This window comes from Methylococcus mesophilus, assembly GCF_026247885.1.
Lineage (GTDB): Bacteria > Pseudomonadota > Gammaproteobacteria > Methylococcales > Methylococcaceae > Methylococcus > Methylococcus mesophilus.
Genome location: NZ_CP110921.1, coordinates 3238020 through 3250353, shown reverse-complemented (window position 1 = coordinate 3250353; position 12334 = coordinate 3238020). Strand labels below are relative to the sequence as shown.

The window sequence follows — 12334 nt, the reverse complement described above, 5'->3', positions numbered from 1 at the left end:
CCATGCCCAAGCTGCGAGAACCGAAGAACCTCGGCGATCTCTTGAAGTACGAGGCGCCCAACCGCTATTCCCGCGACCTCGCCCCAGTGGCCCTGGGCCAGAAGCTGGCGCTGGGGGCAGTGGTAGCGCGTGAGCCGGACGGCATTCGGCTGCAGGCGCTCGATCCCGCCGCGACGGATGCCTCGGCTCAGGCGGTGGGGGTGCTGATCGAAGCGGTCGATGCCACCGCGGCCGAAGTCCCGCAGGCCCTGCTGCTCGCCCGCCATGCCGTCGTGTCCGATTCGGCCCTGGTGTGGCCGGCCGGCATCAACCCGGCCCAGAAGGCCACCGCGATCGCCCAGCTGCAAGCGCTGGGCATCCTCGTCCGCACCGGAGCCTGATCATGCAGAACCCGTTTCACAATCCCGCCTTTTCCATGGCGGCGCTGACCGCCGCCATCAACATCATCCCCAACCGCTACGGCCGGCTGGAGGATCTGAATCTCATGCCGGTGAAACCGGTGCGGCAGCGCCAGATCCTCGTCGAGGAGCGCAACGGCGTGCTGAACCTGTTGCCGACCCTGCCGCCGGGGGCGCCGGGCACGGTGGGCGTCCGCGGCAAGCGCACCCTGCGCTCGTTCGTGATTCCGCACATCCCCCACGACGACGTAGTGCTGCCGGAGGAGGTCCAGGGCATCCGGGCCTTCGGCTCGGAGACCGAGCTGGAGGCGGTAGCCGGCGTGATGGCGCGCCATCTGGAGACCATGCGCAACAAGCATGCGATCACCCTGGAGCATTTGCGCATGGGCGCGCTCAAGGGGGTGATCCTGGATGCCGACGGCTCGGTGCTGTACGACCTCTACGACGAGTTCGACATCCCGCCGAAGACGGTCGGCTTTCAGCTGGGCGCGGCCACCACCGACGTCAAGGCGCGATGCATGGAGGTGCTGGCCCACATCGAGGACAGCCTGCTGGGCGAGTTCATGACCGAGGTGCATTGCCTGTGCTCGCCGGAGTTCCTCGCCGCGCTGACCGGGCACAAGGACGTCAAGACGGCCTTCACCCACTGGCAACAAGGCGCGATCCTCATCAACGACGTGCGCCGCGGCTTCACCTTCGGCGGCATCACCTTCGAGGAGTACCGCGGCCGCGCCACCGACGTGCACGGGGTGACCCGGCGCTTCATCGCCGCTGGCGAGGCCCATGCCTTCCCGCTGGGCACCGTCGATACCTTCGCCACCTATGTCGCCCCGGCCGATTTCAACGAAACGGTGAACACCTTGGGCCAGCCGCTCTATGCCAAGCAGGCCCCGCGCCAGTTCGACCGCGGCACCGATCTCCACACCCAGTCCAACCCGCTGCCGATGTGCCACCGGCCGGGGCTGCTGGTCAAGCTGACGGTCTAGGGATGGACCTCGATGCGGTCAATGCGGTGTGCCTGTCGACCTTCGGCGAGACGGTGATCCTGTGGCCGGACCGGACCGATCCGCCGCCGGTACACCTGACGGGGATCGTCTCGGTCCCGGCCGGACTGGAACGCCCGGGGCCGATGGGCGCGCCCCGTCCCGAGGCGGACCCGCGACTGACCGTGCGGAGTGCGGACCTGCCTGCGGTTCGCATGGGCGATCCCCTGAAGCTGCGTGGCCTCCCCTACGGCATCGCCTCCCGCCTCGATCGCCTGGACGGCCTGACCACCTTGATCCTGCGGCCCCGATGAACGCCCCGCCGAAGAAGCTCCTGCTGGTGTCGCCCCACGGCAATGGCGATGAGGTCCGGCTGGCCCTGCAGATCATCCTGGTGACGATCTGGTCGGGGCTGGTGGCCCAGCTCAATCGATGGCGGCGCCATCCCCGGCCGTGGCGGCCGTGCCTGTGGTGCCTGCTGGTCGACGTCGTGTCCTGCAGCCTGGTCGGCTTCTCGGTGTGGCTGCTGGCCGAGCGGGAGGGCCTGGGCTACTACGAGAGCCTGTGGGCGGCGATCGTCGCCGGGCATCTCGGGGCGCGCTGGTTCGGTTTGCTGATCCATTCGAGTCGGGGCTAGGCAACAGGCATGAGTCTCGGCTTGCGCGTGCAGCTGCACGGCGATACCGCTCAGGATTTGCGCCGCTTGCCGGCGGTGCTGCGCAAAGCGTCCCGCCGGGCGGTGGGCCAGACCGCGCGGGAGACCCGCGAGGCGATGGTCCGGGCGATCGGAGCAACCTACGGCATTCCGCTGAGGGCGCTGCGCTCGCGCCGGGTACAGGCGTATCTGCGGCTGGCCGGGTTCAGCGCCCGGGTCTGGACCGGCCACGCCCCGATCAAGGCCGCCTATGTCGGCCGCCTGCGCCAGGAGGAATGGGGCAGCAGCGCCGGGGCCTATCTCTTTCCCGGCAGCTTCGTCGCCCGGATGCCCAGCGGCCATCGCGGGATCTTTCACCGGGTCGGGCGAGGATCCTTGCCCATCCTCGAGGACGTGGTGGCCTTGCCGCAGGTGCCGGCCCTGGCCGAAGCGCTGGCGGGCCGGGCCACGCTGCGGCTGGCCGCGATGATCCGTGAAATGACGCAGGACGCGCTGCCGCGATGATCGCCAGCCTGTTCGAGATCGAGCCGGCGCTGATCCGGCGCCTGCGCGAGACCCTGCCGGAGTTCGTCACGGTGGACAGCGTCGGCATCCTGGCCGGGGTGCAGAACCTGGAACCGCTCTGCCCCGCCGCCTTAGTGCTGCCCTTGGGCTTCGCCGGGCCGGTCGGGACGCCGCCGCCCAACGTTTTCCTGGCCGAGCGCCAGCGCTGGCAGGTCACGGTGTGCGTCGCCCACGCTCCGCCGGCCAGCACCGTGGTGACGGGCGGCGAATACGTGCTGCGGATCCTGCGCGCGCTGGAGCACTGGTCCCCGCAACCGGGCTGGGGCCGCATGAAGCACGTCGGCCTGGACGACCCCTGGTTCGATCTCGGCCATGTCGAGTTTTCCCTGGTGTTCGAGGTGCGTCCGCTGCCGCTGGACACCGGGACCCCGTGACGCCCGGTCGGCGTCGATATTCCCTTCTTTTTTCATCCATCCCTTTTTCTAAGGAGTTGACACATGACTACGACTGCCATGCTTTTGACCGGCACCATCAAGGGCGCCGTCGGCGCCGGCACCCCGGTGGACCTGGGCAATGCCGCCCTGGACCTCAGCATCGAAGAGGACACCAAGGAACTGGCCGATTACCAGAACCCGGGCGGCGGCTCGATCGCCTCCTTGAGCCGCATCAAGTCGGTCACGCTGAAACTGAAGTTGTGGTCGATCAGCAAGGAGAACCTGGCGCTGGCCACCCGCGGCACGGTGAGCGGCAACAGCATCGAGGCGCTGACCCAGACCGCGGAGGACTGGCACATCACCTTCGACGGCGTCAACGAGGTCAACGGCGATGCCGTGGCCTACGACTTCTACAAGGTGAAGTTCTCGCCGGCCAGCAGCCTGCCCGGCCCCGGTACGGAGGATTTCGCAGTGCTGGAGCTGACCGGCAAGGTGCTGAAGGACACCAGCAAGACCGGGGCGGGCGTCAGCCAGTACTTCAAGGCCACCATCACGCCGGCGGTGTAATTCCCTATGGCAGAGCTCGACACCACGCACCCCAAGGGCCTCCGCGCCGAACGCACCATCGAGGCCGGCGGCCGCAAGGTCGTGGTGCGCGAGCTGACTGTGGGCGAGGTCCGGGCTTGGCTGAAGGACGCCAACGCCGAATTGGATCGGAACGACCTGGTGGCGCTGGCGCTGTTCGCGGACATCACCCTGGACGATTTGACCCGGTTCTCGGACCTCTCCCGGGCCGAGCTCGACGCCATGCTGCCGTCGGAGCTCGACAAAGTGCGGGAGGCGGCCAAGAGCCTGAACCCGCATTTTTTCGGGCTCCGCGAACGCCTGGCCAACGCGGCCCAGGCGGCCGCTACGGCGCCGCCGGCAACCTAGAGAATCTGGAGATGACGGCGCTGGCGCTGATCGAGCGCGGCCACGCCGGCGTCTGGCATTACCCCTGGCGGCTGTTCCTGCAGGCGCGTTTGATGCGGCGGCGCTAGGCCCATGACGACTTTCAAGACGGTCATCGAGATCGCGGCGAACACGGCCGCGGCCGAGAAGGGGCTCGGCAACGTCGCGGCGCAGGTCGACCGGCTGACCGGATCGCTCCGGCGCATCGGGCAGTATACCGTCGGCGCGTTCGGCGCCGCCGAAGCCCTGCAGGCTGCCCGCGATCTGGGCAAACTCTCGGACCAGTACCGCAACCTCGAGGGCCGGGTCAAGCTGGCGGCGGGCTCCCAGAACCAGTTCACAGAGGCGCAGCGGGCGCTGTTCGCCATCGCCCAGAACAACGCGCAAGCCCTGACCGGCGTCTCTCAATTGTATTCCCGCATCGCCAAGGGTGCCGGGGACATGGGTGTATCTCAGCAACAAGTGCTGAGCATCATCGACTCGGTCGCCAAATCCTTCCGGATTTCCGGCGCCTCGGCGGAAGAGGCCTCGGGCGCCACCCTGCAGTTCTCCCAGGCGCTGGCCTCCGGCGTGCTGCGCGGCGACGAATTCAACTCGATCATGGAGCAATCGCCGCGGCTGGCCCAGGCCATCGCCGACGGACTCGATGTGCCGATCGGCAAGCTGCGCGCCATGGCCGAAGCCGGCGAGCTGACCACGCAGAAGGTCGTAGGCGCGCTGCAAAAGGCCAAGGCCAGCATCGACGCCGATGCCGCCGGGCTGCCCGATACCATCGAGCAGGCGGTAGTGCGCTGGGATAACGCCGCCCTGAAGTTCGTCGGCACCTCGACCGAGATCACCCGCGCGGCCGAGGCCATCGCCGGCGCGATCAATACCGCGGCGGGCAACATCGACACGATCGCCAACGGGGTCGAGATCGCGGGCTCCCTCCTGGTGGCGGTGCTGGCGGGCAAAGGCACGGCCGCCGTGGCGGCCTTCGCCGGGAGCCAGGCGCGGCTGGTGCAAGCGAATCTGGCGGCGGCGACCGCGGCGCGGAACCACGCCCTCAACGAAGAATACAACGCTCGGGCCACGCTCGCCGCCGCCGAAGCTGCCGTGACGAATGCCTCCGGCATGGCGCGGTTGGCGCTGGTGGAAACCCAGCTTGTTCCCGCATCGCAGCGCCTGGCCGTCGCCCAGGCGGAAGTGGCGGCCAGTGCCGGACCGCTCAAGATTGCACTGGGTGGCTTGGCTTCTTTCCTCGGCGGCCCCGCCGGGATCGCGGTGACGCTGCTGACGGCAGTGTCCGCCTGGCATCTGTTCGGCCAGGCCGGTACCTCAGAAATCGAGCGCATCATCCAAAAACGCCGCGAGTTGGCCAAGGAAACCGGCAAGGACACCCGGGGCAAATCGGAAGCCGATCTCAGCCTGCTCCAGGACGAAGCCGCAGTGAAGAAACAGGAAGCCGTCGTCGCCCGGCTGGCGGCGCGTTACAAGGAAGTCGGTCAGGCGGCGGACCAGGCCTTCATGGGCGGCAGGATCGGGCGGGAGCTGGCCGGCGAAACCACGCTGCTCCAGGAGATGCGGGCCGAGCTGGCCAAGCGCAAGCAGGCCGCGGCCGAGAGCGGCGACACGGTCAAGGCCAAGGAAAGAGAGGTCCAGCAGAGCTTCAAGGACACCCAGAACGCGCTGAAAGATGCGACGGCAGGCCTCGAGGATGCCTACCAGCGCCGGACGGCGGCAATCGACGCCCTCGAGAAGCTGGCCGAGACGCGCATCCAGGCGCAACCGATCGAAGCCGATGCCGCACCGCCCATCGTCTACGCCCGGAACGGCGTGCAAGCCACCCAAGCCCGTTCGGAGCTGGAGCAGGCCCGTCAGCTCCATGCCTTGACCCTGCAAGCCGAGGGCGCCCGCCTGAAGGCCGTGCGGGACTATGCCGCCCAGCGCCTCGGGCTGGTCGATCAGGTCTATGCCCAGGAAATCGCCAAGTTCAAGGACGGCGAAGCCCGCAAGGCCGCCCTGGAGCGCGAATCGCTGCAAGCCCGGCGGGCCATCTACGCGGACCTGGAATCGGCCTACACCGCCACCATCGACAAGCTGATCGGGCAGGAACAGCGGCTGCTGGAATCGGCGCGCGCCTCAGCCCAGGAACGCCGCAGCATCGAGCAGAGCACCGCACGGGCGGTGGCCGGCATCGAGCAGGCGGCCCTGACGCCGTTGCAGGCCGCACGGGCCCAGTTCGCGCAGCTCCAGCAGTTGCTCGCTCAGCAGCGGCAGGAACTCGCGAACGGCAACCTGGAACTCTCGCGACAGGCCGGAGAGCAAGCTGCCGGCCTCGCCGAAGCCCTCGGGCAGCAGGCCGCGGCCTCTTTACGGGAACAGCGCCTGAACGCGCTCAAAGGCGAACAGACCCCGGCCGATCCCGGCCAGCCGCAGTTCAGCACCGAGGACCTGCAGCGGCTGATCGAGGCGCGCCGGCAGGCCGGGCAGGTCCTGGCGGAAGCCGCCGCCCGGCAGGAACAGGCCGACACCCAGGCGGCCGCCGCGGTCAGCCAGAAGATCCAGGAAACCCTTCAAAACCTGCAGAGCGTCCAGGCCGAAATCAGCGACATCGACCAGCAGCTGACGAAAGGGTTCGCCTTGCGAGTCGACGTCGACCCGGCTTCGCTCCAGACCCTGCAAAGCCAACTGGCGGAGCTGCTGAAACCCGAAACCAAGACCATCACGGTGGTGATGAACAGCCAAGGGGGAGCCACCGGCGGCGACGCCGCTTTGCCCGGCTTCCGCCGCGGCGGCTGGATCAAGGGCTATGGCGGCGGCGACCGCATCCCGGCGCTGTTGGAGGAAGGCGAGTTCGTGCTGCGCAAGGAGGCGGTGCGCAAACTCGGCCTCGACAAGCTGTACGCCCTCAACAACTTAGCCCTCCCCCGTTTCAGCATCGGCGGCTACGTCGCGCAAGCGGTGCCGGCATTCGACGCCTCGCTGGCGCGTTCGTCCAACGGCGGCCAGGCGGTGCACATCCATTTGCCCGGCATACCGGGATCGTTCCCCCTCAACGGCGACCCGCAAGTGGTGGCGGCGCTTAAGCGCGAGGTGGCGCGGGCGGCGCTGAAGCACGGGCGGATCGTGCGATGAGTTTCCCAACCGACAGGAGCAATACCCGATGAATCCGATCTTACGCTGGGCGCTCTGGCTTGTAGTGCAGGCCGTCTCCGGCATCACCAAGGAGCAATGGGGCCTGATCCAGGACAAGGTGGCGGCTCTGGAAACCCGGACGATCAAAGGGATCGTCGACAAGACCACGCTGAACGACATCAAGAAGAAGGAGGCGGCGGCCTACATCGGCACCTTCGTCAGCGGTGTCCGGACCAACGTCGTCCATTTCCTCATCGAGGCCGCGCTGTGGTTCGTGCGCTCGTTCGGCGTGAAAGCGCCCTGACGTGCATAAAAACACGGTGAATTTCGACAGGAGGGCGGCGATATGTTCGAAAAAGTGAAATATCTGTACGAGTGCATGCAGGCCGGCAAGAGCCTGCAGAACCCTCGCCTGTGGAGCCAGCGCGCGAGTCTGATTGCAGCGCTGACTGCGTTGCTGACCGCTGGAGTCGGCCTTGCGCGGGCGTTGGGCTACGACGTCGACGCCACGGGTACGGATATCGCCGCAGTGGCCCAGGGCCTCGGTGTGCTGGGCGTCATCGTGGTCGATGTGCTCCACCGGGCGAGCAACAAGGAGGCGGGGAGGCGATGAGGCGCACGACGGCGGCGGCCATGTCAGCCTCCGCGCTGATCGTCGGCATGATTGCCCTGCATGAAGGCTACCGGGGCGAGGCCTACGACGACGGAGTCGGGGTCCAGACGATTGGCTTCGGCTCGACGGCGGGAGTGAAGCGCGGAGACCGGACCGATCCGGTGCGGGCGGTGCAGCGGCTGGCCGCCGACGCAACTCGGGTGTCGCAGGCGGTAGCGCGCTGCGTGGGCGAGGTACCGCTGTATCAGCACGAGTTCGACGCCTATGTTTCGCTGACCTACAACATCGGCGTGAATGCGTTCTGCGGATCGACCCTGGTCAAAAAGCTGCGCTCCACACCGCCCGGCTATGCCGAGGCCTGCCGCGAAATCCTGCGCTGGAACAAGGCCGGCGGCCGCGTTCAAAACGGCCTGGTGCGGCGCCGGGAGGCGGAATATGCGCTGTGCGTCGGCACTGCCCGGGTCGGCTAGGCATGATCGTACTGACGCTACGGGAAATCACGTTGTCCACGGTCGCCGTGCTGGTATTCGGCGGGCTTGCCGGCTTACTGCTGGGGTGGGCGTCGTGCTGACACTGACGGGCTGCTGCTCGCTGGAGCTGTGGGTCACGCTGGCGCCACGGGCGTGCGCGTGGCCGGTTCGGGCTACCGACCTCGTCGCCGGCGTCGATGAAGTCGGCCTGGCCTTGCGCTGCGACGAGCCGGAGCCCGATGAACGGTGAGCGATCTCCGCGACACGGCATTCAAGCTCGGCGGCGTGGTGGTGCCGCTGTATGCCCGGCTGGAATGGTCGCAGACCTACCGCTGGCTGCAGGGGGCCACCACCCACCGGATGTGGTCCGGCCGCTCGGTGAAGCAGCAGACCTGGCGCAAGCTGGCGACCGAAATCAGCGGAGGCGGCTGGGTGCCGCCGGGGCTGTCGGCGCTGGACTACTCGCAGCCTTTAGTGCTGGCCTGCGCCGCGCCCCTGTCCGTCGTCGGCGGCGGATCGCCCCCGGTTCCGGTGCGGACGGAGCCCGATTTCGCCACGGTGACGATCGACGTCGACGGCGTGGCCATCACCTACTACTACCCGAAGATCACTGTCTACTGCGAGCCCCCCGAGCAGCAGTTGGACGGGGTGAGCGGGAATTATTCGTGGCGCCTGAACGCCGAAATGGTCGATCCCCTAGGAGCATGACATGCTGAATCTCGCCGGGCTCAATGGCGTCAAGGCCATGGTGACGGACGCCTTGGTAGCGCCGTCGGATTTCACGATGAACGTCAGCGCACTGGGTGCGCCCTGGGTTTTGCCGCCGGTGCTGGCCAGCGGCGAATACTACTACCTGACGATCATCGATCAGGATTACCCGACGAAGTGGGAGCGGGTGAAAGTCACCGCCTGCCAGGGGATGGGGGCCAATTGCCTGCTGGCGATCACCCGCAACGTCGCCAGTTCCACCGGGGTGGCTCAGACCTTCACCCAAGGGGCCTTCGTCCAATGGTCGCCGGGGGTGGAGGAGATGGAGTCGCGCTGGCGGATGATCCTGTCGGCGTCGATGACCGGGACCAACACGATGACCAGCACCCGGTTCGTGGCGCCGTTTTCGGGCAGCACCACAGGGTCCATGGGCACGGCGTACTGGATCAATCGTACCGGCAAGACCCTCCGGCTCTCCAATCTCGTCGCCGCGCTCTCGACCGGTTCGAGTTTCAGCGGTGACAGCATCGTGGTCTCGGTGGAAGCGGGCTCGACGGCGCCGACGTCCCCGTCCGCTTTGCAAGTGGTGGTATCGCCCGGCGACTATGGCTTCAAGTCGAATAACGTCAACACGGTGACCGTGGGGCCTGACAGCCTGGTCTGCTTCATGCTCAGCCGATCCAACACAGGCGCTGCGGTATCCGGCGGCTTTCAACTCGCCAACGTCAGCGTGCTGGCCGAGGAGTTGTAATGACGCTCCCCGTCGGCGGCGTTACCGGCATCGGCGGTGTTGCGGCGGGGCCGGATGTCGGCGAGCGGTATGCGCTTACCGCGGTACTGGAACAAGCGGTCTTCTCCGTTTACGGCCTCGGGACCGGTATCACCCAGGCTGTCGTCGACATCGACGCCTACGACGTCTTTTGTGTCATCGATCAGCCGGTCTTCGAACGCTTCGGCCTGAGCGTCGCCGTCGAGCAGACGTTGCTCGACGTCTATGGCATGACGGCGCCGCTCCGGTTCGAGGTCTTGGCGGTCGCCGGCAACTCGGCGCCGATCCAGCAAGTCCAGTTCTCGATCTCATTGCTTGCGGCTCCCCTACAGCAAAGCATCTTCTTCAAACCCTACCGCCGCGCAGCTTGGCTTACACAGCAGATCGCCGACGTCTACGGCATTGCCGCGCCGATCACCTTGGTGGTGGATGACCTCCCGTTCGATCTGGCGGCGCAGGTCGAGTTGACCGTGTACGAAGTTCTCACAGCCATGGATGTGCCGATCCGCCACACGGTGTTCGACGCCCAAGCCGTCGGCGGCGGGGCCTTCGTCGCCCAGGCGATGAGCGCCAGCGCGGATATCACCGCCTGGGCGGTCTTGGTGAACATCGGCAATGCCGCCGGCGACGGCGAACCGCTGAATGCGGGGACAGGGGCGGTGATGGGCGCGCTGCTGGGCCGGCTGACCGGGCAGATGACGGTGGATGCGGAAGAAGGCGCGGCGCGGATCGCCGAATTCAGCGTGCTGCCGGAGCCGGGCCCGATCAACATCAACGCGCTGACCGGCTTGCCGATCACGATCTACCTGGTGGCGGGGACGACGCACCTGCCGATCTTCCAAGGCATCCTGGACATTCCCGGTTGGGACCCGGTGCAGGGTGTGCTGCAGCTGTCCTGCACCGACAACCTGCAAAACCGCTTCGACGGCATCAAGCGCAAGGACATCGCCAAGATCATCGGCGGATTCTGGTCCGAGTACGTGTTCGACAAGAAGGCCGACGAGTGGCAATACCTGCAGGACCGGCTGTCGACGCTGCCGGCCAGCTACGACCTCGACCTGAATCTGCAAGGCGTCGTCACCCCCTGGCGTGCCAAGACGGCCCCCGATTTCACCTTCCGCCCCGATGCCGTGCTGGAGAACAGCATCCGCATCGACATGGCTTCGGCCCGGCAGTTGGTGAACACCATCGACGTGAAGATGCAGTACCGCTATGAACGCCTGATGCAGCGCGACGTCGGCATTTTCTGGGAAATGGACATGCACGAGCTGGTGGCCGGCGGTGCCGCGCCCTCGGTGGAAACGGTGTTCCAGGCCGTCGATGGCACCGGCTGGGCCTGCTACGGCCTGGAAATGCTGCCGGTGCCCACGGGGGCATTCGAGGGCGTCGGCCTGCTGGGCGACGTGCCGCGCTACAGCCTGACGGTGGGGCTACATTGCGCGCTGGCGCAGCGCTGGACCCAGACGGTCACGGAAGACTGGAGCGTGACGGTGGACGCGCCGGACTCGATCCAGGTCATCGGCAAGCGCAAAGGCAGCACCACGGCCAACTTCGACTCCAATGCCGACAAGGATCCGCGCTACACCCATTGGGACCGGATCACCGAGCGGGAAACGAAGTTCACCCTGGCCGGCCAGGGCACGATATCGCCCATTGCCGGCGACACCTCGTTCATCCCCTACCACCCGCTGAACATCAAACAGTACACCGTCGCCACGCCGGACGGCGCGAAACGGCTGCCGTCCCAGGACGTTTTAGCCAATCCCCGCGGCGACCTGTACTACGACTTGGACGACGGCGTGGCCGACAACCGGGCCGGACTCTCCAACGGCTACATGACCGGCATCGCCCGCGCCCAGCGCGACATCCTGTCTTCGCACCGCCAAACCACGCTGAGTTTTACCGGTCTGATCGCGCCGCTGCTGGACCGGACGCATACGGTACGGATGCTGTCCGCGCGGCTGACCGCCAAGGGCAAGGTGCGGCGGGTGACGCACAACCTCGATTTCGATGCCGGCTCGGCGCTGACCGAAGTCGCCATCGCCGTGTCGAAAGCCTACGGGGTCGGCATGGTCGACACGCCCTACGATCTGCAGGCCCCGGCCAAGCCGGCGGTGGTGCAGCCGCCATTGAAATATCCGATGGAGCGCCCCTCGGCGAGCTACGACAGCAGCACCGGAGAATTCATGGTCACGGTGCCGGGCGTAGCGCAGGAGCACATCGACGCCACCCACTCGGCCCCGGCCGACCATGTGAGCATTTTCATCCCCGACGACGAACTACTTTTGGAGGCCTAAAACCATGTCCTCGTTCAAGCTGTACACCGATGCCGCCTTGACCACCCCGCTGACGGGCAGCCTGGTGGCCACCCAGAATGCCGACGGCTCCACCCCGGCCATTCAGTTCACCCTATACCTGGGCTCGACCACCGCCAGCCGGATGATCCAAGCCAACGCCAATCCCGGTGTGGATCAGATTCAGGCCACCGTGGTGGACGCTGGCGCGGGTAGCGGGCACGACGTAAGCGAAGTGAAATTGGCAGCGACTCAAGCCGGCCTGGCGTCGGCGGTCGGCGGCGCCGCGCTGGACCTGGGTACGTCCGTTTTGTCGGACGCGGCCAACGCCAAGCCGATCTGGATCGAGGTGAACGATGCCACCCACGTGGTCGGCACGGCGACGGAGCTGTCGGTGGTGATCGCCGACGTGCGGGAAACGGCTGTCGTGTAATCCGG

Annotated in this window: 17 protein-coding genes; all 17 read left to right on the top strand. The window is 67.0% G+C overall.

Going from position 1 to position 12334, the window contains the following annotated elements; translation table 11 throughout:
* Positions 1-2: 2 nt before the first annotated feature.
* The 17 genes from OOT43_RS15425 to OOT43_RS15345 all read left to right on the top strand — a co-directional run bounded on the left by OOT43_RS15425 (position 3) and on the right by OOT43_RS15345 (position 12329).
* Positions 3-380 carry a head decoration protein gene (locus tag OOT43_RS15425; protein WP_266021447.1) on the top strand — a complete coding sequence of 126 codons (378 nt, stop codon included), beginning with the start codon at positions 3-5 and terminating at the stop codon, positions 378-380.
* A 2-nt stretch (positions 381-382) separates the two neighbouring features.
* Positions 383-1384, top strand: coding sequence for a major capsid protein (locus tag OOT43_RS15420; protein WP_266021446.1), 1002 nt, complete (start codon positions 383-385; stop codon positions 1382-1384).
* Between the two features lie 2 nt (positions 1385-1386).
* Positions 1387-1695, top strand: coding sequence for a head-tail joining protein (locus OOT43_RS15415; protein ID WP_266021445.1), 309 nt, complete (start codon positions 1387-1389; stop codon positions 1693-1695).
* Positions 1692-2018, top strand: a complete 327-nt coding sequence (locus OOT43_RS15410; RefSeq protein ID WP_266021444.1) for a hypothetical protein — start codon at positions 1692-1694, stop codon at positions 2016-2018. The genes OOT43_RS15415 and OOT43_RS15410 overlap by 4 nt, the downstream gene beginning before the upstream one ends.
* A gap of 9 nt (positions 2019-2027) precedes the next feature.
* Positions 2028-2540, top strand: coding sequence for a hypothetical protein (locus OOT43_RS15405; protein WP_266021443.1), 513 nt, complete (start codon positions 2028-2030; stop codon positions 2538-2540).
* Positions 2537-2974 (top strand): phage tail terminator protein, encoded by a 438-nt coding sequence (locus OOT43_RS15400; RefSeq protein WP_266021442.1) that lies wholly within the window; start codon positions 2537-2539, stop codon positions 2972-2974. The genes OOT43_RS15405 and OOT43_RS15400 overlap by 4 nt, the downstream gene beginning before the upstream one ends.
* A 63-nt stretch (positions 2975-3037) precedes the next feature.
* Positions 3038-3541: a hypothetical protein gene (locus tag OOT43_RS15395; RefSeq protein WP_266021441.1), complete on the top strand. Its 504-nt coding sequence runs from the start codon at positions 3038-3040 to the stop codon at positions 3539-3541.
* 6 nt (positions 3542-3547) lie between these two features.
* Complete coding sequence (locus OOT43_RS15390) at positions 3548-3907, top strand: hypothetical protein (protein WP_266021440.1); 360 nt, start codon at positions 3548-3550, stop codon at positions 3905-3907.
* A gap of 111 nt (positions 3908-4018) precedes the next feature.
* Positions 4019-7042: a tape measure protein gene (locus OOT43_RS15385; protein ID WP_266021439.1), complete on the top strand. Its 3024-nt coding sequence runs from the start codon at positions 4019-4021 to the stop codon at positions 7040-7042.
* Positions 7043-7070: 28 nt separating this feature from the next.
* Positions 7071-7346: a hypothetical protein gene (locus tag OOT43_RS15380; RefSeq protein ID WP_266021438.1), complete on the top strand. Its 276-nt coding sequence runs from the start codon at positions 7071-7073 to the stop codon at positions 7344-7346.
* 42 nt (positions 7347-7388) lie between these two features.
* Positions 7389-7655, top strand: a complete 267-nt coding sequence (locus tag OOT43_RS15375; RefSeq protein WP_266021437.1) for a hypothetical protein — start codon at positions 7389-7391, stop codon at positions 7653-7655.
* Complete coding sequence (locus OOT43_RS15370; RefSeq protein WP_266021436.1) at positions 7652-8125, top strand: lysozyme; 474 nt, start codon at positions 7652-7654, stop codon at positions 8123-8125. The genes OOT43_RS15375 and OOT43_RS15370 overlap by 4 nt, the downstream gene beginning before the upstream one ends.
* A 94-nt stretch (positions 8126-8219) precedes the next feature.
* A complete protein-coding gene (locus OOT43_RS15365; RefSeq protein ID WP_266021435.1) occupies positions 8220-8375 on the top strand; it encodes a hypothetical protein in 156 nt (51 codons plus the stop codon).
* Complete coding sequence (locus OOT43_RS15360; RefSeq protein ID WP_266021434.1) at positions 8372-8833, top strand: hypothetical protein; 462 nt, start codon at positions 8372-8374, stop codon at positions 8831-8833. Before OOT43_RS15365 ends, OOT43_RS15360 begins: the two co-directional genes overlap by 4 nt.
* 1 nt (position 8834) lies before the next feature.
* Positions 8835-9584: a hypothetical protein gene (locus OOT43_RS15355; protein WP_266021433.1), complete on the top strand. Its 750-nt coding sequence runs from the start codon at positions 8835-8837 to the stop codon at positions 9582-9584.
* The gene (locus OOT43_RS15350) at positions 9584-11899 is read left to right on the top strand and encodes a hypothetical protein (RefSeq protein WP_266021432.1); all 2316 of its coding nucleotides are present in this window, start codon (positions 9584-9586) and stop codon (positions 11897-11899) included. Before OOT43_RS15355 ends, OOT43_RS15350 begins: the two co-directional genes overlap by 1 nt.
* A 4-nt stretch (positions 11900-11903) precedes the next feature.
* Positions 11904-12329: a hypothetical protein gene (locus tag OOT43_RS15345; RefSeq protein WP_266021431.1), complete on the top strand. Its 426-nt coding sequence runs from the start codon at positions 11904-11906 to the stop codon at positions 12327-12329.
* Positions 12330-12334: the final 5 nt, after the last annotated feature.

Coding starts and splice junctions, on each gene's coding strand:
- OOT43_RS15375 (WP_266021437.1), top strand. CDS start 7,389: ATGTTCGAAAAAGTGAAATATCTGTACGAGTGCATGCAGGCCGGCAAG.
- OOT43_RS15370 (WP_266021436.1), top strand. CDS start 7,652: ATGAGGCGCACGACGGCGGCGGCCATGTCAGCCTCCGCGCTGATCGTC.
- OOT43_RS15410 (WP_266021444.1), top strand. CDS start 1,692: ATGAACGCCCCGCCGAAGAAGCTCCTGCTGGTGTCGCCCCACGGCAAT.
- OOT43_RS15350 (WP_266021432.1), top strand. CDS start 9,584: ATGACGCTCCCCGTCGGCGGCGTTACCGGCATCGGCGGTGTTGCGGCG.
- OOT43_RS15420 (WP_266021446.1), top strand. CDS start 383: ATGCAGAACCCGTTTCACAATCCCGCCTTTTCCATGGCGGCGCTGACC.
- OOT43_RS15385 (WP_266021439.1), top strand. CDS start 4,019: ATGACGACTTTCAAGACGGTCATCGAGATCGCGGCGAACACGGCCGCG.
- OOT43_RS15380 (WP_266021438.1), top strand. CDS start 7,071: ATGAATCCGATCTTACGCTGGGCGCTCTGGCTTGTAGTGCAGGCCGTC.
- OOT43_RS15415 (WP_266021445.1), top strand. CDS start 1,387: ATGGACCTCGATGCGGTCAATGCGGTGTGCCTGTCGACCTTCGGCGAG.
- OOT43_RS15405 (WP_266021443.1), top strand. CDS start 2,028: ATGAGTCTCGGCTTGCGCGTGCAGCTGCACGGCGATACCGCTCAGGAT.
- OOT43_RS15390 (WP_266021440.1), top strand. CDS start 3,548: ATGGCAGAGCTCGACACCACGCACCCCAAGGGCCTCCGCGCCGAACGC.
- OOT43_RS15425 (WP_266021447.1), top strand. CDS start 3: ATGCCCAAGCTGCGAGAACCGAAGAACCTCGGCGATCTCTTGAAGTAC.
- OOT43_RS15355 (WP_266021433.1), top strand. CDS start 8,835: ATGCTGAATCTCGCCGGGCTCAATGGCGTCAAGGCCATGGTGACGGAC.
- OOT43_RS15395 (WP_266021441.1), top strand. CDS start 3,038: ATGACTACGACTGCCATGCTTTTGACCGGCACCATCAAGGGCGCCGTC.
- OOT43_RS15400 (WP_266021442.1), top strand. CDS start 2,537: ATGATCGCCAGCCTGTTCGAGATCGAGCCGGCGCTGATCCGGCGCCTG.
- OOT43_RS15345 (WP_266021431.1), top strand. CDS start 11,904: ATGTCCTCGTTCAAGCTGTACACCGATGCCGCCTTGACCACCCCGCTG.